The 22,373-nt window shown below is 69.4% G+C and carries 15 protein-coding genes and 2 pseudogenes; 13 read left to right on the top strand and 4 right to left on the bottom strand.

The genetic code is table 11. The annotated features are described in order from the left end of the window. Window positions 1–62 precede the first annotated feature (62 nt). The 4 genes and pseudogenes from AB0M29_RS19060 (at window position 63) to AB0M29_RS19075 (ending at window position 5,082) form a co-directional block, all read left to right on the top strand. On the top strand, window positions 63–2,690 hold the full coding sequence (locus AB0M29_RS19060; protein ID WP_365383933.1) for a tetratricopeptide repeat protein: 2,628 nt from the start codon (window positions 63–65) through the stop codon (window positions 2,688–2,690). 472 nt (window positions 2,691–3,162) lie between these two features. Next, entirely contained in the window at window positions 3,163–3,654 is a 492-nt protein-coding gene (locus AB0M29_RS19065) for a DUF4231 domain-containing protein (protein WP_365384049.1), read from the top strand. An 81-nt stretch (window positions 3,655–3,735) separates the two neighbouring features. Then, window positions 3,736–3,919 (top strand): annotated as a pseudogene (locus AB0M29_RS19070) (ISAzo13 family transposase); the annotation flags it as partial. A gap of 422 nt (window positions 3,920–4,341) precedes the next feature. Further along, window positions 4,342–5,082, top strand: coding sequence for a type 1 glutamine amidotransferase domain-containing protein (locus AB0M29_RS19075; protein WP_365383934.1), 741 nt, complete (start codon window positions 4,342–4,344; stop codon window positions 5,080–5,082). Between the two features lie 342 nt (window positions 5,083–5,424). Here AB0M29_RS19075 and AB0M29_RS19080 read toward each other — a convergent pair whose 3' ends face one another. Beyond that, on the bottom strand, window positions 5,425–6,804 hold the full coding sequence (locus AB0M29_RS19080) for a hypothetical protein (protein ID WP_365384054.1): 1,380 nt from the start codon (window positions 6,802–6,804) through the stop codon (window positions 5,425–5,427). 233 nt (window positions 6,805–7,037) lie between these two features. On the opposite strand from AB0M29_RS19080, the gene AB0M29_RS19085 reads away from it, so the two are divergent. The 5 genes and pseudogenes from AB0M29_RS19085 to AB0M29_RS19105 form a co-directional block, all read left to right on the top strand. Continuing rightward, window positions 7,038–7,460, top strand: coding sequence for a hypothetical protein (locus AB0M29_RS19085; protein ID WP_365383936.1), 423 nt, complete (start codon window positions 7,038–7,040; stop codon window positions 7,458–7,460). Window positions 7,461–8,343: 883 nt separating this feature from the next. Next, window positions 8,344–10,023 carry a hypothetical protein gene (locus AB0M29_RS19090; RefSeq protein WP_365383938.1) on the top strand — a complete coding sequence of 560 codons (1,680 nt, stop codon included), beginning with the start codon at window positions 8,344–8,346 and terminating at the stop codon, window positions 10,021–10,023. 5 nt (window positions 10,024–10,028) lie between these two features. Then, on the top strand, window positions 10,029–10,616 hold the full coding sequence (locus AB0M29_RS19095; protein WP_365383940.1) for a hypothetical protein: 588 nt from the start codon (window positions 10,029–10,031) through the stop codon (window positions 10,614–10,616). Further along, complete coding sequence (locus tag AB0M29_RS19100; RefSeq protein WP_365383942.1) at window positions 10,613–11,662, top strand: hypothetical protein; 1,050 nt, start codon at window positions 10,613–10,615, stop codon at window positions 11,660–11,662. The genes AB0M29_RS19095 and AB0M29_RS19100 overlap by 4 nt, the downstream gene beginning before the upstream one ends. 4 nt (window positions 11,663–11,666) lie before the next feature. Then, window positions 11,667–11,834, top strand: a pseudogene (locus AB0M29_RS19105) (ArsR family transcriptional regulator); the annotation flags it as partial. Between the two features lie 210 nt (window positions 11,835–12,044). Here AB0M29_RS19105 and AB0M29_RS19110 read toward each other — a convergent pair. Next, entirely contained in the window at window positions 12,045–15,287 is a 3,243-nt protein-coding gene (locus AB0M29_RS19110; RefSeq protein ID WP_365383944.1) for a glycoside hydrolase family 2 TIM barrel-domain containing protein, read from the bottom strand. 918 nt (window positions 15,288–16,205) lie between these two features. Here AB0M29_RS19110 and AB0M29_RS19115 point away from each other — a divergent pair. The 4 genes from AB0M29_RS19115 to AB0M29_RS19130 all read left to right on the top strand — a co-directional run bounded on the left by AB0M29_RS19115 (window position 16,206) and on the right by AB0M29_RS19130 (window position 19,903). Further along, window positions 16,206–16,463, top strand: coding sequence for a hypothetical protein (locus AB0M29_RS19115; protein ID WP_365383945.1), 258 nt, complete (start codon window positions 16,206–16,208; stop codon window positions 16,461–16,463). 589 nt (window positions 16,464–17,052) lie between these two features. Then, complete coding sequence (locus AB0M29_RS19120; RefSeq protein ID WP_365383946.1) at window positions 17,053–17,580, top strand: hypothetical protein; 528 nt, start codon at window positions 17,053–17,055, stop codon at window positions 17,578–17,580. A gap of 74 nt (window positions 17,581–17,654) precedes the next feature. After that, window positions 17,655–18,149 (top strand): hypothetical protein, encoded by a 495-nt coding sequence (locus AB0M29_RS19125; protein WP_365383947.1) that lies wholly within the window; start codon window positions 17,655–17,657, stop codon window positions 18,147–18,149. Window positions 18,150–18,538: 389 nt separating this feature from the next. Continuing rightward, window positions 18,539–19,903, top strand: coding sequence for a glutamate decarboxylase (locus AB0M29_RS19130; RefSeq protein WP_365383949.1), 1,365 nt, complete (start codon window positions 18,539–18,541; stop codon window positions 19,901–19,903). Window positions 19,904–20,298: 395 nt separating this feature from the next. Here the strand turns inward: AB0M29_RS19130 and AB0M29_RS19135 are convergent, their stop codons facing one another. Both AB0M29_RS19135 and AB0M29_RS19140 read right to left on the bottom strand, forming a co-directional pair. After that, window positions 20,299–20,946 carry a GAP family protein gene (locus tag AB0M29_RS19135; protein ID WP_365383951.1) on the bottom strand — a complete coding sequence of 216 codons (648 nt, stop codon included), beginning with the start codon at window positions 20,944–20,946 and terminating at the stop codon, window positions 20,299–20,301. 360 nt (window positions 20,947–21,306) lie between these two features. Continuing rightward, window positions 21,307–22,311 (bottom strand): helix-turn-helix transcriptional regulator, encoded by a 1,005-nt coding sequence (locus AB0M29_RS19140; protein ID WP_365383953.1) that lies wholly within the window; start codon window positions 22,309–22,311, stop codon window positions 21,307–21,309. Window positions 22,312–22,373 lie beyond the last annotated feature (62 nt).

Here is a 22,373-nt window from a genome sequence, read left to right on the forward strand (position 1 = left end):
GGCCGGGTGTGCTTAGCTGGACAGAGCGTGTGTGACGGGATATCGGTCCGGGGGGATCGACTGTGACAGTGCCGCAGCACGACCGTGTGTACGCCGCCCCGCCCGACCCGGGCTGCCTCGGCACGCTCGACGAACTGGCAGCGGGACTGCGGTCGTTGAAGACCTGGGCCGGGGATCCGTCCTTCGACACGATCAAGGACCGTGTCAACACGGCCTGGAAGGCGGCGGGTCGGCCCGAGGGCGAGTTGACGGGCAAGACCACCGTCGCGGACTGCTTCCGGTCCGGCCGGCGGCGGGTCAACACCGACCTCGTGACCACGGTGGTGGCGGCACTGCACCCGGACGCCGGGTACGTGACGCAGTGGCGGCAGGCGCTGCGGGTGATCACCGGGGAAGCGCGGGCGGGCGCGCAGGTACGAGTCCACGACCGGCTGCCGCCGGACCTGGACGGGTTCACCGGCCGGACCGCCGAGCTCGACCGGTTGCGGGCGGCCCTGCACCACGGCGGAGATGAGGGCGGCGCGGTGGCGGTCGCGGCGATCGTCGGGATGGTGGGGGTCGGCAAGACCCAACTCGCCGTTCACGCCGGACACCTGCTTGTCCGGGACCACCTGGTCGACCGGGTGCTCTTCGTCAACCTGCGCGGATTCCACCACGACGCCGCCCAGCCGCCGGCCGACGCGTCGGCCGTGCTGGACGGCTTCCTGCGCGCGCTGGGGGTGGCCGGCCAGCAGATCCCCCACGACCTGGCCGCCCGTACCGCCGCCTACCGCGCCCGGCTGGGCGGCACCCGAACCCTGGTCGTGCTGGACAACGCCGCCGACGCCGAGCAGGCCCGCCCGCTGCTGCCCGAGACGCCGGGCTGCCCGGTGCTGGTCACCAGCCGACGCGACCTCACCGACCTACGCCCCGCCACACATCTGACGGTGGACGTCTTCCCCCCTGACGTGGCCGCGGCCTTCCTGACCCGGGCCGCGACCGGGGTATCCGTCGGCGCGGATCCGCTCGCAGCGGCCCGCATCGCGCGCCGCTGCGGCCATCTGCCCCTGGCGCTCGGGCTGGTCGCCGCACACATCCGTGGCACTCGCGGGTGGACACTCACCGACCACGCCGACCGGCTCGACGAACGCCACCGCCACCGACGCCTGGAAACCGGCGTGGAGCTCGCCCTCGACCTGTCCTACCGGCACCTGCCCGCGGACGAGCAGCGGCTGCTGCGACTGGCGGCGTTGCACCCCGGCCAGGACCTCGACGCCCACGCCGCCGCTGCCCTGACCGACACCGACCTGTCCACCGCCGGGACCGGCCTGCACCACCTGTGCGAAGAGCATCTGCTGCAACAGGGCACCCGCGGCCGGTACGTCCTCCACGATCTGGTCCGCGCCCACGCCGTCGGCCGGGCCGCCGATGAGGATCCCCCGCCCGAACGACGCGGCGCCCTGACCCGCCTGTTCGACTTCTACCTGGCCCACACGTCCGCCGCCATGGACGTCCTGTACCCGGCCGAGACGCACCGTCGTCCGCTCGCCGCCCCACCCGGCACCCCCGTACCGGCGCTGACCGACCCGGCCGGCGCCCGGGCCTGGCTGGACACCGAACGCCCGACCCTGGTGGCGGTCGCGGGGCACACCGCCGCCCACGGCTGGCCCGCCCACACCGCCCGACTGTCCACCAGCTTGTTCCAGTACCTCATCAGCGGCTATCTCACGGACGCGCTGACCGTTTACGGCCACGCGCGCCACGCCGCCCGCCAGGCGGGCGACCCGAGCGGACAGGCCCACGCACTGACCAGCCTTGCCGTCGCCCACATGGAGCTGGGCCGGTACGCACCGGCCGCCACCCACCTCCGGCAGGCCCTGCGCCTGTTTGGGCAGGCGGGCGACAGGGCGGGCGAAGCCCGTGCGCTGAACAACCTCGGAGTGGCCGAGGGGAGGCTCGGACACCACGGGCCGGCCGTCGACCACTACGCGCGGGCCGTGGCGCTGTTCCGGCAGACCGGCCACCGGGCGGGCGAAGCCCACGCGTTGAACAACCTCGGTGACACCGAGGGGAAGCTGGGACGGCTCACTCCCGCCACCGAGCGCGTCCGGCAGGCGCTGGCCCTGTTCCGGCAGCTCGGCGACAGCACCGGTGAGGCCTGGACGCTGACCAGCCTCGGCGACATCGAGATGCGGCTGGACCGGTGCGGCCCGGCGAGCGGCCACCTCGAGCAGGCCCTGACCATGTATCGGCACCTGGGAAACCAGGTCGGCGAGGCCTGGACGCTGGACAGCCTCGGCACCCTCCACACCCGTCTCGGCCTGGCCGCGGGGCAGCACCAGCAGGCTCTATGCCTCTTCCGCGAGATGGGCGACCGCAACGGCGAAGCCAGCGCGCTCAACGGCCTGGGCGAGGCCGCCCGCACCGCCGGCCGGACACCCGACGCCTTGGCCCACCACACCGCCGCCCACGCGCTCGCGGTCGACATCGGCGCACGCGACCAGCAGGCCCGCGCCCACACCGGCCTCGGTCACGCCCACCACGCCCTTGGCCAGCCCGCCCGCGCCCGGCAGCACTACCTCCACGCCCTGGCCCTCTACGGCGACCTCGGCATGCCCGAGGCCGACCAGGTCCGCGCCTGTCTCACCGCCACTGACGACAGCGGTGACGACCGACCGACGCTCCGCCTCAGATCTCACCGAACATCTTGATCTGCGCCCGATGGTGTTGAGCCGCTCCGACAGGTCCTCGTCACCGCGGTTGATCACATAGACGTTGCGAGCGGGCCAAGACGGCTGCCCGCTGAGCGACCGCGCTCGTCCCTTGTGGTGGCGCCGGCGCGGTCTGCACCGTGCACCGCTTTGGCGCGTGTGGACACGGCACGCGAGGCCCCGCACTTTGCGTGAACTCGCGAGGCCGCGGGGCAAGCCAAGCGGAGCTGAACAGCCGCGACGAAGCGACTTTGACGCCCTGGGGCCGGCCGCGGGCCCACCACCCGGGGGGCCTGCGGTGTTCCGGGATCGCCCGTCGGAAACCCGGTCGCCGAGCACGGCTGGGAACCGCCCGTGCTCGGGTCGGGGCCACTAGACCAGGCAGGACAGGATCGGGGCGCGGTGGGGACGGTGGTGGTCGGCTGCACCGCGGACGGATGGATTCGGCTGACACCGGAGTGCGGGGGTGGCGATGATGCTCGGCATGCGTAGACAGACCCTGCCGGATGATGCCTGGGCCTCCGCCCCTGACCCACTGTTGGCCCTGGCCGAACGCGAGCTGGCGTTCTACCAGCGCCGCGGAGATGCCGCGCGGCGCGCGCACCGTGCGATAGAACTCGGGGCGTTGGCCAGTGCGTCGTTGACGGTGGTGGCGGCAGGGCTGCGTGCTCCAGCGTGGGTGACGACGATCGTCGCCGGGGGCGCCCTGTTCTGTACCGGGTTCCGCCAGGTCTTCGCCCCCGGCCCTCGCTGGGTGGTGGCGGCCCAGGCCCGCGAGTCCCTGCGCCGCGCGGTCAACCGCTACCGGCTGCTCCCGGTGGCCGAGCGGGACGCCGAAGCGCGGGCACGATTGCTCGCAGCCATTGAAGAAGTCGGCACCGAACAGGTCACCCAATGGACAGAACAACGACAGCGCACCTCCGCCGGGGGAACCGCGCCCCCCACCCAGATCCCTCCCGTCTAAGGGCGTGCAGATCTTCAACTCGTGGCTTTTGGTTCGGTGGTTCGGTGGTCTGGCACGAGCGGGTTGGATGGGCAACGGGTTGTGCTGGCAGCCAAGTTCGAGGCGAATCTGCCGCACCTTGACGTGCGGCAGCGTCGCCTGTTGATAGATAGGGGCGAAGGTCCAGTTTCTTGGCCACGGTGGGATCAGAGCAGTCGCCCGTGCCGCCGGTGTCCGTGAGGCCACTATGTCTGTCGGAGTGCGGGAACTCGGCTCCGGAAGAAGCGCTGCGGTGAGGCGCGCGGCCGTTCCGGGCACGGGACGCCTCGCGGTTCACGCCTGCAAGACGATCGCCAGCCTGCTCCACACCGTCCTGGACACCGTCATCCCCAACGCCGACGAATCGGACTGGGACATACGGACACGGCGGCCCAGCGGATCACCATCTCCTACCAGGGACGTGCGCCCTACAGTCTCAACCCGGGCCAGAAGGACGTCGTGAAGGCGGTTTCCCCCAGAGGATCGTTGCAATCGGCCAGGAGCGTGTCTCGGTAACCGGCAAGAGGCCGGGTGGTCGTGATCGGCGGGGGATCGGTCGTCGGACGGGCCTGTCGGGCGCACACAGCGGACTGCGGTCGGCTGAACGTAGCTCACGTTGCAGTTGCGCTGAGCGCTCTCGCCGGTATCGCGGTGTGGTAGGCATCAGGCATGCGCATCCTCCTCCCACTGCCCGATCGGGACTTCGATGTCACCGAGGTTGCCGTCCCCTGGCGGCTGCTGCGTGACGCCGGGCACGACGTGGTGTTCGCAACCGAGCACGGCGGCCGGTCGCCGCAGGCCGACCCGCTGCTGCTCACCGGTGTGCTTTTCGGGCAGCTCGGCGCGGAGCCGGAGCCGGCGGAGTTCTACCGCGAACTCACCGGCGAGGCTGCCTTCCGGGCTCCGCTCGGTTGGGACGCCGTGAAACCGGAGGAGTACGACGGGCTCCTCCTGCCCGGCGGCCACGCGCCTGGTATGCGGCAGTACCTCGGCTCCCGCGCCCTGCAGGCGAAGGTCGCCCGCTTCTGGGCGACGGGTCGGCCGGTGGGCGCTATCTGCCATGGCGTCCTCGTGCTCGCCCGCACCATCGAACCGGAGACAGGCCGCAGCGTCCTCGCCGGCAGACGCACTACGTGTCTGCCCAAGTACATGGAGCGCAGCGCCTATTACCTCACCGCATGGCGGCGCGGCCGCTATTACCGGACGTATTCGGCTTACGTCCAAGACGAGGTGGTCGCCGCGCTCGACGACCCCGCGCGATTCGAGCGCGGGCCGGTTGAGCTGCGCCGACGTGGTACGGCCTCCGACGACACCCCCGCCTTCGTCGTCCAGGATGGCAACTACCTGTCCGCCCGCTGGCCCGGCGACGCCTACCTGTTCGCCCGGCGCTTCACCGCCATGCTGGCGTAGCAGCCAACGTGGGCCAGCGGGGTGCTGCGGCCAAGGTGCGGGATGATCACGGTACGCATGGTCGGTATGGGCTATTTGAGCTGGAGCCGGGCGAGAAGAAGCAGCCGCAGGGTGATCCGGCGGCGGGGGACAAGACCTTCCGGGCGTTCGACATTGATCAGTGTGCGTTGCTGTGATGACTCCCGCGGCTTCTACGATCGCCAGCGTGCCGAGGGCAAGCGACACACTCAGGCCGTCCTCGCTCTCGCCCGGCGCCGCGTCAACGTCCTATGGTCCCCCCTGCTCCGTGAAGGGGGGTGCGACGAGGCGATCCCCCGTCGCGGGAGTAGCTTGGCAACGACCTTACGAACCGTAGCCGTTGGACACGTATTGGAGTTCGCGGAGGAGCTTGGAGCCGATGCGCTCGTACCCGTCCATGCCAGCAAGGGTTCGGGCGGCGTTCATGCGGTCGAACCCGCCGAGTGCGGTGTTCCTGGCGAGGCTGATGAGGAGGGTCGCGCCGGCCTCCTCGTGATCCTGGACACGGGTCAGGCTTCGCGCTGCCGATACCCGGTGGGTACCGCCGAACTCGGTGTCCTCGGTGAAGCGGGTCAACAGAGTGACCCCGGCGCCCTGGTATCCCTCCAGTTCGGCCAGGCACTCCGCCGCCTCCGCACGGTCGCGGCCGACCGTCGTGGTGTCCATGGCGAGACGGGTGAGGAGGGCTGCAGCGGCGTCCCGCTGCCCGTCCATGGCAGCCAGGGTCGAGGCAGCCCGGCGACGCACGAAGCCTTCGAGGACAGCGTCGTCCACCAGGCGGGTGAGGAGGGCGATCGCATCATCCCGGTACTCGTCCACGTACCCGCGCAGGTACGGGTTCGCACCGGCCAGGTCCTTGGCCGCGTCGAGACGGATGGTCCCGTCGACGGTGGTGTCGTCGGCGATACCGGTCAGGAGGGCGACGCCGGCGTCCCGGTACCCATCCAGCGGGACGAGGACCCGGACCATGAAAAGGCGATGGTAGCCCGCGAGGGCGGGGTCGCGGGCGAAGCGGGTCAGCAGCGTTGCGGCGGCGTCCCGGTGCCCTGCCAGGCGGGCCAGGTTGCTGACGGCAGCGGTGCGGTCGGAGTCCTCAAGGGTGGTGTCGTCGGCGAAGCGCGTCAGCAGGTCCGCGCCGAGGTCCTGGCACCCGTCCGCCTCGGCCAGGCAGAAGGCCGCCCGCACGCGGTCGGCTCCCTCTATGCGGGAATCACCCGCGAAGCGGGTCAACAGGCCGGTCCCGACCTCCCGGTGTCCCTCCAACTCCGTCAGGGCGCGAGCCGCCCTCACGCGGGTGTAGCCGTCGAGGACAGTGTCGTCAGCGAGGAAGACCAGCAATGATGCGCCGACCTCGCGGTGCCCCGCCAGTCCGGCCAGCGCCTTGGCCGCGTCCACCCGGACCCACTCGATGTCCTGGCCCAGTTTCCACGGCCACACCTTGTCCCAGAGCCACATCGGCAACCACCGCCGGGCCCACTTCAGTCGCTTCCGCAATCGGCCGGTGGTGTCCTTGGCCATCCCGGTCAGGAAGGCGGCGCCGATGTCCAGGTGCCCGTCCGTCCATGCCAGAGCCTGTGCCGCCTCAAGTCGCTCCCGACGGTCGAGGGTGGTGTTACCGGCGATCCCGACCAAGGCGGCGGCATCGTACGGCCGACCCCCGTCCGTGTCCTCGTCCCCGTTGTCGTCCGTTGATCGTTCCGCCATGCACCGCATCCTGCCAGACCCGGATTCCCCGGCACAGACAGCCGAGTTGAGCCCGAGGATTCGGCTGTGCTGAGCGTCTGCGGCGACAAGGAGACCATCGCGGCTGCGGATGTACCGGCTTCCAGCCGAAGCCGTCGCGGAAAGCGCAGTCGCGGGAGCCGATCTCTGAGTGGTGATGGCAGCATTTCTGGGGGTCGTCCGAGGCGCCGAGCGTCACGAGTACTCTCACGGCCATGGGTGCAGATGACGCCAGGACAGAGAGTGCCTACTGGGACCCGGTGCCGACGGCCCGGGAGATCGTGACCCGCTGGCGCGGCGGATCTGATGAGCTCTCCATCGGCGAAGGAAGGTGGGAGGACCGCAACTGGCTCAACGTCCCTGGCCCCTTCTACACCGGTGAAACCGACGACGGCATGAACGGCCCTGTCTACGCGCCCGGGCTGGTCCTTTGCGGCGGTGATGGGGGTATGGAATTCATCTACCGTCAGCCGCAGACCCGCGAGGAGGTGGAGACACTGCTCGAGGTCGCCTGGGGCGAACCCTTCGGCGGCTATGCCTGGGACGGTGACGACCGATGGAGCGAGGATTCCGTCCGGGATTGGTGGGCTGGCCGGGCACGGGTCCGCGAGTGGATACACAGCGAGATCGCTCGGTGATCCGCCAGCGAGCGAGCCCAGGATCACGAGGACATTCCAGCCCTACGCGCATTCGCAGGGCACCTTGAAGGCCCGCTGCGCCGTTATCTGCGCGGCTACTTGTACTGGCTGATCGAACGTCGTGAACCCGGCCCCGGGGTGACGCTTCCGGATGTGTGACCGCATCTCGCCGCCGCACTGGCACCATGGGCCTGCAACGTTGCGGCGATCACGCGAATCCACCCCGCGCTACAAACGCCACGTCCGCAGATGGAAACGCTACGAGAAGCAACTGCCCGGCCGCCGCCGCGGCCAGACCAAAATTGCCGCCGCCCTCCGCCACACCGGCCGCGACCACCACCGGCCCCTACGAGCCCTCGGTCTCACGTGACGAACCCCGACAGATCTCGATCATGCAATTCCCCTGCCTCGCGGCACCGGGGGGTACCACGTGCACGAGTCAGGGTCCGGGTCGGCGGAGCGACACCCGCGTCGAGAGCCACTCACGAGGGACTCGGTGACCGTCCTCGAGCGGGCGCGCGCGAGATCCCAGACGCGCGGCAGAAAAGAGCGGCGTCGACGCCGCTCCCTCTCCGGGCGGGCGACGGGAATTCGGCGTACCGGAGGGACAACACCTCGCTCACTTAGCGCAGTCGCAGCGGGCCTTTATGCGTATCCGTTCTACGGCCAAGAATTCTTGGCGGGAACCTACGTTTCTGGTGGGCAGTGTGTGACGTGATTTCCGCAGGTCTGAATGATGTTCGAGGCGCGGGTGATCGAAGTTGTATCAGTACAGGCGACTGCGGTTCGCCGGCGCTCCGAACCCTTACCCTTAAGATCCGGAGCGAGGGCCCCAAAAAACTGTGCGCCCGTTGCTTTGATCTTGTGTTTCCCAGGGGGGATCATGACGCACGTCGACGGAATTCCCGTGCCCGAAAAGCCATTAGTGGGCCGACAGCCCTCCGCCGCGCCGTCACCCCATGTAGGGTCCACCGGCCCCACCAGCGAGGCCACCCGGTTGCTCTGCGTCGGGACGTATCTGGACGTGGAGTACCGCAGTCGGGTGATCGAGGAGCTGGTCGAACACGAGGAGCGTACGGTTGCGCCCTCACTCGGCATCGACGTCGTCCCGGTGCTGGCGCACGCTCTGCGCGCACGAGTCCAGGAGATGCAACTCGCCGCGGTGCTACTGGCGTTGTGGGCCGCGTTCCTCACCCTCTCGATCCTCCACGTGGGGCCGGGGAAGTCGGGACCGATCCAACTGACCGGTGTGGCGTCGCCGCCCTGGGCCGTGGTGTACGCCGTCATCTGCCTGCTGATCTGGCTCGGCCGGGTGGTGAGCGGGCGCAACACCGCGGTCAGTGTGGTCGACGACCACAGCATGTCCGCGACCCCGACCGGCCGTCGGCTGTCCACCGGCCGCTACCTGCGCCGCGTCGCGTGGGCGGCCGCGATCTTCTACTGGGTCGAGGCCGTCCGAGGGTCTGCGCTGCTGGCCGTCGCCTTCCCGCTGGCCATCGCCGCAGCCATCGGATGGCACCGCTACCGGGTGGCCGAGGTCCTGCGTGGTGTGCTCGCCCCCGAGAACTTCACCGAGGCCGGGCGACCGACGCTCCCCCCGGCGCAACGGTACCAACGCATCCGCGCGGCCGTTGACCGCGAGCAGTACTCGCCCATGGTGATCTACGACCCCTTCCGGCCGTTCATCGGTGCCGGCGAGGCGCACGGATCGTGGTCCCTGGCCATCGAGTTGCGCCGCAAGGACCCGGTACGTGACGGCAAGGAACCGGAGTTGACCAGCCGGGACGTACTGGGGCTGATCACACCGAGGTTGGAGCGGTTGAAGGAGGTCTCGGCCGCCACCAGCCGGGACCGGCTCAAAGACCTGGAGCTTCAGGAGTGCGTCCTGCTGCCGCCGGGGCCGGCGCGCACCACGGATCTGTACCGGCCCGACGCCGTTGCCGCCCATGTTGCCGCAGCCGTGGACGAGGGGGCCGAGGCGCGCCGCCTCTTCCTGCGCATCCGGGTGGGGGCGTGGGACGAGCAGGTGATCGTCACCATCCTGCTGCGCGTCCACACCCAGGGCGGCATGCTCGTGCTGGAAGTCATCCCGCACGTACTCGGCCCGGTGCGCGCGGAGTTCGGGCGGGGTGACGCGATCGCCGCCCGCGCCGAGGGCGGCCTCGCGCGGGGAGCGCTGTCGGCGCTGCTGACCGCGCCCGTCGCCAGCGTGGCCACCGCGGTGTCCGTGGGCCGGACGGTGTCCAGCTACTTCCGACTGCTGATGACCGACCCGCGCGACCTGCCGCCCGACGGCCCGGCCGCGTCGGTGCGTGAACTGGGCACCCGCACAGCCGTGCTGCTCTTCCAAGAGATGGACATCAGCCGCTACGTCAAGACGATCCAGGACCGCATCGTCAACGGTGCCCGTGAGGCGCTGAAGTCGCAAGGCTACGAGACCGGCGAGTTCGAGCAGCAGGTCTACAACGTGGCCCAAGGCGCGGTGTTCATCGGCGGATCGATGAGCGGCGGCGCGGTCGCGACCGCCGGCGGCTCGGCGGCACACACGACGGCGGGGGAGTGACGGAGATGAGTGAAGAGCAGCGGAGTACCTCCGGCGAGGAGCCGGGCGAAGAGGCGGCCGATCACACGGGCGGTGTCACGGGGAGCGCGGGTACCGGCGGTGGAGTGGTCGTCGGGGGGTCGATGACCGGAGGCGCGGTGGCCACCGGAAACGACTCCCGCGCCAAGGACTCCAGCCGCACCGTCGGCCCCTCGCCCCTGGACTCACTGGGGCCCCCTTCTCTTGTCGCGCCGCCCTCCTCCGTGCAGCCCGGCGGCCTTTTCGTGGGTGGCCACCTGACGGGGGGCGCCGCGGCCACCGCCCCGGGCAGCGAGGCGGAATTCAGCGCCGTGCGGATCGATTCGCGCCACGCAGACCTGCTGGCGTCGATCGACGCTCTGATCAGCCAGCTACCTTCGCCCGCCGACAGCCCTGAGGGCGACGCGCTCGCCGGTGCCCTGGACGAGGTGCGGCAGGACATCACGGCCACGGGCCGGGCGACCCGTGGTCGCCTCGAGCGGCTGCGTGACCAGCTCACCACGAGCAATGCCGCCCTCACCGCGCTGACTTCGGCCGTCGCGGTGGCCGACTCCGTCCGGGGGTTGCTGTCGTGAGCAGATCGGACCCACCGATGGTGTGGGACGCGGAACGCCAACGATGGGTGCGGGCCAGGAGCGGGTGGACGGCCGCCGAGGCCGAGCCCCCAGCCACCGTCCCCGATCCGCCCGCCCCGACGGCGCCTCAGACCTACGAGCCCGCGCCCGAATCCGCCCAGGGATACGAGCCGCCTCCACCGTCCCCGACCCCGCTCACCGCCGACGAGCAGCAGCCCATTTCGCCGTACATCGCCGGACCGGGGAGTTCCGCGGTGCCCGCGCATGAGCCGCCGGACGCACTGCGATCTCCCGACAGGTGGCGTCGTACACGGCAGCGCCGGGCCCGGGCCATGCTCGCGGCGGCCACGGCCGTCGTCGTGCTCGGAGGCGGGTTCCTGGGTCTGCACGTCTCCGGCGAGCAGCCCTCCTGGCTCGGCGGCTCCGGCAAGGAGAAGGCCGCTTCGCCCTCAGGCCCGTCGTCCGCGGCGCCGGTCACCACAGCGACCCCGACACCGTCCGACACCACACCCCCGCCCCTCACCAGTCCGCCCACGGACACCGGGACGCCGACTGACACCCCGACATCCCTCGACCCCACTACTCCGGACACCTCCGGGTACCAACTGCTGGAGGACCCCGCGGGCTTCACGTTGCGGGTGCCGGACGGCTGGCAGCGCACCGTCGACAAGGCGCAGGTCTACTACAGCCCCGACCAACTCGACCACCTGCTCCAGATCGGCGTGAACCCTGCGGACGGCACATCGCCCGACCGGGCGATGAGGCAGATCGACACGGCACTATCCGGCCGTTCGCACTACCAGCGGATCAGCCTGACCACGTCGACAACCTCGACCGGGCAGACGTCCACTCTCGAATACAGCTACTCCAACGCCAAGTTCGGCAACCGCCGGGCCATCGACCGGAATTTCCTCAGCCCGGACGGAACCACCATGTACTTCCTACTCTCGGTCGGCCCCGCCGACGAATGGCCCACCACCCTCAGCAGGTTCACCACCAGCTTCGCCGCCTTCTGCCAGACCGGAACGTGCCCCCAGCTCTCGTGACTCCGCGTGTGTGTGCGACATCTCCGACGTCGGCGTCTCTCAGCCGACCGTCTCCCCTCACCTGAAGAAGCGCTGCGAGGCCGGCCCGCCCACCTCGCAGCGCCGCGGCGTTACCGCGACTTGGATGCGATGGCCGGTCCCAAGCAGGCCGCCGCGCGGGGCCGTTCCCTAGGGCGCCGGCGTGCCGGGGCCGTCCTGGAGGTGGTGTGGCCGGAGACCCCCGACGTCCTCGACTACGTACGTCAAGCCCTGGACGAGACCCCCTCGCCCCGCCGGCAAGCCCCGCAACTGGGGATGGCCAAGGGGAGCCGACCTCCGATGCGGATTTCGGCTCCCCTCGTGGCTTGTGCTGCCGCTTGGATCGGCAAGTGGAGCGCGGCGTTCAGATCCTCGATGTGGTGTCGGTCGTGGTGGTGACGGTGGCGGTTCCGTTGGTCAGGCCGGTGGCGCTCGCGGTGATGGTGAGGGTGCCGGAGGTGCGGGTGGCGCGGACGAGTGCGGCGGCGATGCCAGCGGTGGCGGTGGCCGGGTTGGCGTTGATGGTGGAGTCGCCGATGAGTTGTCCGGCTCCGCTGACGCTGAAGGTCACGGAGACGCCGTTGTCGGGGACGATGTTGCCCTGGGCGTCGGTGACGGTCGCGCGGACCACGGCGAAGTCGGTTCCGTCCGCTACCAGCTGCCCGCCCGGCAGGTCGACGTCGACCTTGAGCTTCGCCGCTGCGCCGGGGGTGTTCACGGTCTGGGAGACGACGGCTGTGCCGTTGAGGTATCCGGTTGCCTTGAGCGCTCCGGACTGGAAGGTGGCCTGGCTGAAGGTGAACGGCGGGTGGGGGATGTTGGCGTTGATACCGCCGGTGTCCGGCTTTTGGCGGGCGACGACCGTGCCGTTCCGGCTGAGTTCGACTTCGTCGCAGTTGGAGAAGACCACCACAGAGCCCTTGGTGATGACGGCCTTGGTGAGGGAGACGAAGGTGTTGCCGGAGGCGGAGTTCTTGGTGCCGGTGACCTTCACGGTGAGGGTGTGGGGGCCGTCGGTCAGGCCGGTGGTGCTCCAGACCGCGACCTGGTTGCGTCGGCTGGAGGCGTAGAAGTCGACGTTGACGGGGGCCTGGCTGTCGAGGGTGACGGCGCCGATGCCGTGGACCGGGTCCAGGTCGCCGTACAGGGTGACGGACGTCCCGGTGAAGTGCACGACGGCGGTGTCACCGGTGTGGTTGCTGTAGGAGTTGTCGCCCGATGTGCCCTGCCAGTTGCCTGTGTACCGCCACAGGTTGTCACCGGTGTCCACCGCCGTGTTCACGATCGTGACGTTTCCGGAGGCCGCACTGGTGACAGCGGCCTTGGTGAGGGAGACGAAGGTGTTGCCGGAGGCGGAGTTCTTGGTGCCGGTGACCTTCACGGTGAGGGTGTGGGGGCCGTCGGTCAGGCCGGTGGCACTCCAGACCGCGACCTGGTTGCGCCGGCTGGAGGCGTAGAAGTCGACGTTGACGGCGGCCTGGCTGTCGAGGGTGACCGCGCCGATGCCGTGGACGGGGTCCAGGTCGCCGTACAGGGTGACGGACGTCCCAGTGAAGTGCACCACCGCGGTGTCACCGGTGTGGTTGCTGTAGGAGTTGTCGCCGCTGGTGCCCTGCCAGTTGCCCGTGTAGCGCCACAGGTTGAGCCCGGTGTCCACCGCCGTGTTCGCGATCGTCGTCGTGGTGGAGCCCGAGGCTGCTTTGTTCCAGTAGTTCGCCACGTACACCATCGGACCCGAGTCGACGCCGCTCTGCTGCACGTTGGGGTCGCGCTGGGACTGGTAGAAGTAGCAGGCGAACTTCGGGATCCTGAACAGGTCCATCAGGCCCGAGAGGCAGGTTGTTGAGTTCAGCCCGCGGTTGTAGTCCGTCGCCGACCAGGTGGCCAGGCCCGCCAGGGCGACGCCTGATCCGTAGAAGCCGGGTGACAGGGCCGAGCTGAAGATCGACTGCTTGTTGTGCACGGTGGCGAGCATGGCGTCGGGGCCGTCGGCGCGAGTGGTGCGCGAGGTGTTGTTCACCTCGCCGCCGAACTCGTAGTCGCCGTATTCGCGCAGCAGCAGTGCCGCACCGGGCGAGGTGTTGATGGTGGAGCCGGCATCCGCGCGGACCCAGTAGGCGTTTTGGACGTTGAAGATCTTCGCGTCGAAGGTGCCGTTGCCGCCGTAGGTGCACATCTCGTCGCCCGGGTACTCCTCCTGCGCGATCCGCTCCTGGTCGGACTCGAACGGGGAGTTCCCGCTGTAGGTCTCGTTGAGGGTGGCCTCCCACAAAATGATGCTGGGGTGGTTGCGGTCCCTGCGGATCATGGTGCGGAAGTCGTCGTGCGAGCGCTGCGCGAAGACCGGGTCGCTGTTCCAGTTCTGCCAGCCCGGCACACAGTTCAGCACCATCAGGCCGACCTCGTCGCAGGCGTCGAGAAACGCCGGGTGGGGCGGGTAGTGTGCGGAGCGGACGAAGTTCGCTCCGCTCTGGCGGATCAGCAGCGCGTCGCGGCGCTGCTGGCTCGCGGGCGCCGCGTAGCCGACGTACGGGTACTCCTGATGACCCCGGTTGGTGCCGTTGACCAGCAGGTTCTTGCCGTTGAGGGAGAAGCCCGAGCTGTAGCTCCAGGCAATCGTCCTGGCACCGAAGCGGGTGCTGACCTGGTCCACGGTCTGAGTGCCGACCGTCACCTGCACCTGGGTGGTGTACAGGTACGGTGTGTCCGGTGTCCAGAGCTGGGGGTTGCTGATCGTCAGGGTTGCCGTGAAGGCCGTGGTCGCCCCGGCCGCGACATTGTTCGTACTGGTGGTGGTGGCGACAGTGGTCCCGGTGGCGTCCAGCAGTGTGGTGACCACCGTGACGGAGGCCTTGGCGCTGCCCTTGTTCACGATGTCGCTGGCCACGTTCACCGTCGCCGAGGTCTGGGAGACCGTCGGGGTGGTCACGAACACGCCACCGCCCGCGGTCCGCCCCTCGATGATGGGGTCGGTGATGTGCACCGGGCTGAGCGCGATGAGCCACACGTCGCGGTACAGCCCGCCCAGGTAGAGCATGTCCAGACCCGATTCCGGCTTGCCCGGCGGGACCAGCGGCTGGTCGGTGTTGTCCACACGCACCGCCAGCACGGCCTCGGTGCCGGGCTGGAGGCTGTCGGTGACGTCCCAGCCGAACGGCGTGTAACCGCCGTAGTGCGAACCCAGTTTGATGCCGTTGAGGTAGACATCGCAGACCTGCATCGCGCCTTCGAAACGCAGCAGCAGACGCTGGCCGCGGGCGCTGGTGGGTACCGTCACGCGCCGCCGGAACCAGGCGGCCGACTGGAGGTTGTTCGGGCCGATGTCGACCGGCTGCAGGGCCAGAGGGTTGGGGACGTCGACCTGGTCCCAGGCGGAGTCGTCGAAGGATGTCTGGTAGGCGCCGGTCGGGTCACCGACCATGAAGCGCCACCCCTGGTTGAGCGACCACGTCACCCGCGGTGAATCGCTCACCGCGTACGTGCCCGCGGGAGCTGGCCCGCCGCTCGTGACGGGGGTGGCAGCCGCGGCGCGTGCTCCGGGAAGCAGGCTCGCCGCGGCTGTCCCGGCTGCCGTGGCGATGATCGCCCGGCGTGCAAGTTCTGTCATCGATGCTCCATTCGGCCCTGGTTGCCCAGGGGATGGCACAACAGTCCGGATGCGTGAGGACGGCTGTGGTCGTGGGGGTGTAGATCACAAGCTGGCGGCATCGCCACGAGGCCGGCTGCACGCAGCGAGGAACGCAGTGACGGCGATGTCACAGAGCCGGGTCCGATGCGGCGCGCACGGTGAGCCGGAATAGAAGCTCCATGACCGGCCCTCGGTCGCCCCGTACAGGGAGTGCGACTGCTGGGAGTAGAAGGTGCCGTCCTTGTCGGTGTACGGGTTGGCGGGCGTGTCGCCCGGGTGCGACCAGGCGCCCTGCGCGCCGAGGGTGACGGTGTGGGTGGGGCTGGGCGCGGCCGTCGCCGTCGGCGCGGCCGTCAGGGCGCCACCGGCGGCCGACGGGACGGCTGCCGCGGCGGCGGCCAGTCCCTTGCCGTCTCCCTCTGACGTTCATGACACGTGCCACGCGGTGCTCCTTGGGGGCGGCCGACATCCCATCCCAGAACCCGTAGACCGATCCGATGTGATCGATATCAGTCCGAGGTCCAATGGTTGTACGGGGGCAATATGGCAGTACGGGGTGCTGCTGTAACGGAGCCAGCGGCCGGAACTATGGCAGAGGATGGCAGCGATGCCAATCCCTTCTGCAAGATCAAAAGAGCGCTCCTTGCTCGAAAGTGCCTCGTTCAGTTCTATGTTGCGCATCTTTGTGCAGATGGCCGGTTGCTGGCGCTGCGTCGTGTTTCGGGTGGGATCTCTTGGATCCTTGGGGCCTGCGTCGTTGCGCAGGCGTGGGTATGCCCGGGTAGCCCGAGAGTCGGCCGAACCCGACCACAGGCCTGCCCTGTCGGATGTCACGGGCCGGGTCTGGCTGCCGTGCGCGTCGAGGAAGCTGTCAGTCCCGTGTGTCAGCCTGGCGGTATGACGACCCCGCTGCGGCGCGTCTACGGCGCCGACCATGAGGACCCCGACCCGCGCCCGGGTCACGAGTACCGGGAGTTGGTCGGGGGGCCGCTGGACGGCCTCCTGCTCGACGTGACCGGCTGGGCCGCCGATGCTCTGGCCTGCGGGGCGGCCCTGGCCACGGAACTTGGGCACTGGGGCTCTGGAGGGCGTGCGGTCTACGAACCACGTGCAGCGGATCCGCGCCGGTGGGACTGGCAGTGCGACAGCCCCTGACACTTCCGGTCCGCCCCGCTCCGACGTACCGGGACTGCATGCGCTGCGACACAGTTCAGGACCCCGGCCGGTAGCCGATCTCCACATCGGGGCAGGAAGCCGCCAGAGCACTCAAGGCAGTTTGCGGTGTACCAGCAGCGCGCGTCCGCAGCCGCCTGCACCCACCTCTCCGGACCCGCCCGAATCCCTGGGGCGGGGCCGACGCCAGGGCGAACCGCATCGACATCGCCGGACGGTGCGCGCGCTCAAGCGCTGGACGGCTGGCTGGCCAGCAGGCTGGCCGCGCGTGGCCAGGCCTGGCTCTCCCGGGGCCCGGCATGACGAGGAATGGCCGGCCGTGAAGCCCCAAAGCGCCCACAACTGCTTCTCCATGCCGGTACCCAGCGGCGTAGGGGAACCGCGAGTGGGGCAGGATGTCCGCGCCGCTTCCAACCGTGAGGAACCACCTGTGCGCCCCACCCCTATAGCCGCCTTGACCGCCCTGCTTGCCGCTCTTGCGCTGACGGCCTGCCACGCGTCCACCAGTGCGGGTTCCAGCACTCCGTCCGGGCACGGGACTCCGCCCGCGACGGCAAGCGCCACAGCACCCGTGGCCGCGGGACCCATCCCGGTGGGGGAGGGGCCGCAGAGCAAGTACCGGGCGCGGCAGCAGCCTGCGGCCGCTAGTTGCCACTACCGCTACGAGCACGGCGAGCCGCTCGAGGACCGCAGCTGCACCCCGGGCGCGGTCAGCCCTGCGGTGACGCAGGCCAACATCGCGAGCACGATCTGCCGCAAAGGCGGCTACACCGGCGGCATCCGCCCGCCGGCGTCGGTGACGGGCAAGGAGAAGACCGCAAACGCCACGTCCTACGGGTACACCGGCCCCATGAATGAAGCCGAGTATGACCACCTGGTCAGCCTGCAGCTCGGCGGTGACCCCAACGACCCCCGCAATCTCTGGGTAGAGCCCGCGGACCCCGGCCACAAAGCTGGCGCCGGGGTGAACAACCTCAAGGACCCGGTGGAGACCAAACTCCACACCGCGGTCTGCAACGGCAAGATCACCCTGGCCCAGGCGCAGAAGGCCATCGTTACCGACTGGACCACCGCGCTCGCCTCCCTCGGCCTGGGGTAGGGGAAGCGACCGCCGGACGGCAGCTCCTCGATCGTCAAGCTCGTCAGCTGTTCAGCAGGCCGTACTGTGCCTGGGTGCGCTACTTGGAGGAACCCTTCATCATCGGGGCCTTGCGGCGGGGGCGTTCGGTCGAGCAGTTCCTCGGGCCGATCGCAGTGCCCCAGCGCCCTGGTGTGAGGTACGTAGAGGTCCGCCCCGCGGGGCAGTTGTTCGAGGTCTACGTCCATGCCGTCCAGGACGTGGGGCACGAGGGCTTTCTGGACCTGATGATGTTCCCGCCGTTCGATCAGAACGCTGAGGAGGAAGAGTTCGGCCAATTCCTGGGCGCGACGGAGGACCCGCACGGTGCCCTGCACCTTGCCCGGAAGCTCGGCATGGTCAAGATGGGCCGCGTCGCACTGGACGGCGCCGAACTGGGTCGCGGCTGGAGGAGCTTCGGCGGCGGATCGATCTGCTGGCTGAGCTGGTGGCCGTCGGGGGAGGGCGGCGGTCGCGGCTGCGGATCGCACGGGTGGCCGTCGAAGGAGTGTACTCGGCCGTGTGCGGCGGGGTCGGCGGGGCGGGGTTAGGTGCATGTACCCCATGGAGGGCATGGCGCGATGGTCGGTCATCGTGGCGCGGCCGCGGGAGATCGCGGACGGCTACGGGGTCGGCGTCACTCTGCGGCAGGTGATGTACGGGTTGGTGTCGGAGGGCCTGCTGGCGAACACGCCGCCACTGGTGCGTACAATCCGGGCGCGGTTGGCGGAGTGCAGCCGAGGAATTGGGGCTGTTCCTGGTGTGGCTGAAGTACGGGACGAAGGAAGCCATCGGCATCGCCCGCCCCGCCCCGCCACGGGTGCGGGCCTGGCGCTGGCCGGCTCCGGATCAGAGCCGGTCCGCCAGCCGACGCGGCTCGCTGGTGTGCTGCGGCGTGTCTTGTACCGAGGAAGGTCCCGTAACTGCTTGGATCATCGCCATGACCAAGCGTGACGACGCGGCTCTGTTCGGTAACCGGTTCCTGACTGCGCCTGCGCCCTCGGAGACCTTCCCCGAGGAAGGCATGACCGCAACGGACGCAATGAGGCTGCTCGATGAGGACCTCGTCATGGAGGGCGACCCGCAGCGCAACCTCGCCACGTTCGTCACCACCTGGATGGAGCCGGAGGCGCAACGGATCATTGCCGAGAACCTCCACCGCAACTTCATCGACCACGCGGAGTACCCCATCTCCGCCGAGATCGAGCAACGCTGCGTGCGCATGCTCGCCGACCTCTTCCACGCACCGGGCAAGACAACCGGATGCCGCACCCAGGGCTCGTCCGAAGCGATCATGCTGGGCGCGACGTCGCTGAAGTGGAAGTGGCGGGAGCGCCGCCAGGCGGCGAACCTGTCGGTCGACCGGCCCAACCTGGTCTTCGGGGGCGACGTCCACGTCGTGTGGGAGAAATTCTGCCGCTACTTCGACGTCGAGCCGCGGATCGTACCGCTCGCCGAGGGCAAGTACACGATCGGCCCGCAGGACGTGGAGCCTCACCTCGACGAGAACACGATCGGCGTCGTCGCCGTCCTCGGCACCACGTTCACCGGCCACAAGGACGATGTCGTCGGGATCGACAAGCTCCTGCGGGACATCCGAAAGGAGCGGGACCTCGACATCCCGATCCACGTCGACGCCGCGAGCGGCGGCTTCGTGTGGCCCTTCCTCTACCCGGACTCGGTATGGGACTTCCAGCTCGAGCAGGTCCGCTCGATCAACGTCTCGGGACACAAGTATGGCCTGGTTTACCCCGGCATCGGCTGGCTGATCTTCCGCCAGGAGTCGGACCTGGCCAAGGACCTCGTGTTCTACGAGAACTACTTGGGCAAGACCGACGCGACGTTCACGCTGAATTTCTCGACCGGCGCGTCGATGGTGCTCGCGCAGTACTACAACTTCGTGCGCCTGGGCCGCCAGGGCTACGCCTACGTCATGGAGACCATGCAGACGAACGCCCGCGCGTTGGCGGACAACCTGCGCAGCAGCGGCCGCTTCGAAGTGATCGGCAGCGACCTCGAGCAGCTGCCACTGGTCGCTTTCCGCCTCGCGGGCAAGCACGCCTACGACGAGTCGGACGTCGCCTGGCAGCTCTCGGCCGAGCGCGGCTGGATGGTGCCGGCGTATACGCTCCCGCCCAACGCGCAGCGGGTGAAGATCCTGCGTGCCTTGGTCAAGGAGACCCTGAGCCGTGAGCAGGTCGATCGCCTGAGCCAGGACATCGCCGACGCGTGCGGAACCTTGGACCAGAAGGGTGCGACCCACGAGGTCGAGCGGGCCCAGGTCAAGCGCGGCACCGGCTACTGACGCCCGCAGCAGACCTTCCCCATCCGGCGTACGAGCCGTAGTCCGTGACGTGACAGCCTGGCCGAGGGCCCGACCGCAGGTCCTGTGGCCAGGCGGAACGGAACCGCCACGCCGGTTGAGGGCGGGCTGCTGACGGAGACAACCAGGAAGAGGCCGGGGCGGCCCCGTACGCCCGGGGGACGCCGGTTCGAGTCCGAGCAAGGGTGCCGACACAAGCGGGCTCTACGCCTGTACACGTGCTGAAGGACCGCAGCGACCCGTGGATGGTCTTCTCCGCTGCCGCCCGTCAACTGCTCGCAGGTGTGCCAGCTCGCCGACCTGCCCGAGGGGCCTTGCGGATGGCGGCACCCAAGTAGGGGGACGGCCCGCCCGTGAGGGGGCAGTTTTGCGGTCTGTCACGCGAGCTGCGAAATGCTGTGGCCCACCAGCCAGAAGCCGATCAGGAGTGAGAGAACGACGATCGTCTGCTCCTGATGATCGACGATCCATCGACGCAGCCGCTCCAATCTCAGCTCGGCGGCGCTCGGGGCGAAGGCCTTGTAGATCTCCATCGCCAACTGGCTCGACGTCGCCAGGATGCAGAAGGCGAAGAGGGCGAACCAGGTGGCGGAGTCCGACAGGTTCGCCTGGACCACCGCGGCCGCAGCAGCGGCCACCAGCCCCCAAGGCTGGAGCAACACCGCAATTCCGGCAGCCGACCAGGGGTTGACCTGGTCGAGATGTGTCTGCCACTTCGGGGTCTTGCGCTCGTGCGGTACCTTGACCTTGCGCCGTTTGTGCTCGCCGTATCCGATCAAGCCGATGCCCACCACCAGCTTGACCACCACCGCAGCCGTTGACGAAGCCGCTTTGTGGGACGGCGGGTGACCACCGGTCAACAGCACTACGGCAGCGATCACCACGACCAGGCATGCCAGCCAGGCGAGGATGAAGGCGAGCCCGTTGCGGACACCTCGCTCGGCGGACAGCAACAGAACGAACGCGACAAGTGGGAACGGCTCCAGCGTGATTCCCAGACCGACAATGATGAGTTCAAGGACCATCGTTGTCCGCCTGCTGGATTTCCGGACCTGAGAAGTCCTTCAGCAGTGTCCGCGGTTCTCCGCCGGCACGGTCGGCCGACATGCGCATCAACTCCTCGGCACGAGTTTCCCGTCGCGGTGACGGTGGCGCGCGGCGCCTCCCAGAGGTGTTACCACGTGGCCCATCTGCCTCCGGGCGGACTCGCTGCGACGACGCGGTGGTGACAAGACGGTCATTCGAACGGTCCAAGGTCGTCGTCCGCCGCATTGATTCGCAGTGCCGGCTGGCCCGGTCTCCGGCTGCGGACCTTGACGGACTTCCGCCCGGCTCCCGGACACGTCGACGATGTACCGGTCATGCGGGCCCATGCTCGGCCTGGCTCAGGCCCAGCCCTTGCGGGCGGCGATCCAACCGAGCTGGATGCGGCTCTCCGCGCCGGCCTTGACCATGAGTTCGCCGATCCGCCGCTGGACGGTGCGCCGGGAGACGCCGAGTTGGCTGGCCGCGGCCTGGTCGGTCAGCCCTGCCAGAACCAGGTTCAGCACCTGGGCATCGAGTGGGTCGATCACGTCGGGACGGCGCTCGGTGACCGCGTCCGAGACCATGTTCAGTGACAGCGGGTAGCTCTGACGCCAGGCCAGCTCGAAGTAGGCGACAAGGGCTTCGAGCAGTCCGCCCGCGTGCACCAGGACCGACGCCGCGGCGGTGTTGCGGCCGGGGAGCAGAGGGACCATCGCCAGCTCACGGTCGGCGATCATGCATTTCACCGGCACCACCTCGGTGACGCTGACCTGCTGGCCGGAGGCGAGCGCGGCCAGTGCCAGAGCGACCATTCCCGGTTCCTTGAGTGCGTCCCGCTGCACGATGGTGCGGTAGAGCACCCCGCGGCGCACCCCGCTCTCTTCAGCAGTGTTCGCGTGCGGAGGGACGACGGTCAGATCGGGCACCATCATCGAACGCACCTCGTGCCGTGCGGACTCCTGGAGCTGGGTGAAGCGGTGTCGCACCGCGTCGGCGTCGGTGATCACCTCGGCGACGCTGCCGCTCGCCGTTGCCGCGCGGTGCTGGTCGGCCAGGGCCAGCAGTTCCAGTTCGGCGGCGCGCAGGTCGTCGCGTCGGCGGCGCAGGACACCGCCCAGCGCGACCGCGGGAGGCGAGGCTCTGAACACGGTCGGCATCGGGGCGCCGACGTGGGCCGGGCCGGACTCCTCGGGCACGTCCACCACGGCAAGACCGCGTGCGACGAGGGCGTTGAGCAACTCCAGCACGTCGTCGGGAGCACGCCCGGTCTCGGCGGCGAGTTCATGGGCGTGGGTGCGGGCGCGGGCTACGAGGAGGCGGTAGATCTCCTCTTCAGCGCGACCGAGGCCGAGCGCGGCGAGCATGGGACTCCCTGGAGATCGAACAGAGGTCCCTGGAGGATACGGATGCTGCCGCCCGACTCCTA

The organism is Streptomyces sp. NPDC051976 (genome assembly GCF_040680795.1).
Lineage (GTDB): Bacteria > Actinomycetota > Actinomycetes > Streptomycetales > Streptomycetaceae > Actinacidiphila.

Coding starts and splice junctions, on each gene's coding strand:
- AB0M29_RS19115 (WP_365383945.1), top strand. CDS start 16,206: ATGACGACCCCGCTGCGGCGCGTCTACGGCGCCGACCATGAGGACCCC.
- AB0M29_RS19090 (WP_365383938.1), top strand. CDS start 8,344: ATGACGCACGTCGACGGAATTCCCGTGCCCGAAAAGCCATTAGTGGGC.
- AB0M29_RS19085 (WP_365383936.1), top strand. CDS start 7,038: ATGGGTGCAGATGACGCCAGGACAGAGAGTGCCTACTGGGACCCGGTG.
- AB0M29_RS19065 (WP_365384049.1), top strand. CDS start 3,163: ATGATGCTCGGCATGCGTAGACAGACCCTGCCGGATGATGCCTGGGCC.
- AB0M29_RS19130 (WP_365383949.1), top strand. CDS start 18,539: ATGACCAAGCGTGACGACGCGGCTCTGTTCGGTAACCGGTTCCTGACT.
- AB0M29_RS19140 (WP_365383953.1), bottom strand. CDS start 22,311: ATGCTCGCCGCGCTCGGCCTCGGTCGCGCTGAAGAGGAGATCTACCGC.
- AB0M29_RS19080 (WP_365384054.1), bottom strand. CDS start 6,804: ATGGCGGAACGATCAACGGACGACAACGGGGACGAGGACACGGACGGG.
- AB0M29_RS19135 (WP_365383951.1), bottom strand. CDS start 20,946: ATGGTCCTTGAACTCATCATTGTCGGTCTGGGAATCACGCTGGAGCCG.
- AB0M29_RS19075 (WP_365383934.1), top strand. CDS start 4,342: ATGCGCATCCTCCTCCCACTGCCCGATCGGGACTTCGATGTCACCGAG.
- AB0M29_RS19110 (WP_365383944.1), bottom strand. CDS start 15,287: ATGACAGAACTTGCACGCCGGGCGATCATCGCCACGGCAGCCGGGACA.
- AB0M29_RS19095 (WP_365383940.1), top strand. CDS start 10,029: ATGAGTGAAGAGCAGCGGAGTACCTCCGGCGAGGAGCCGGGCGAAGAG.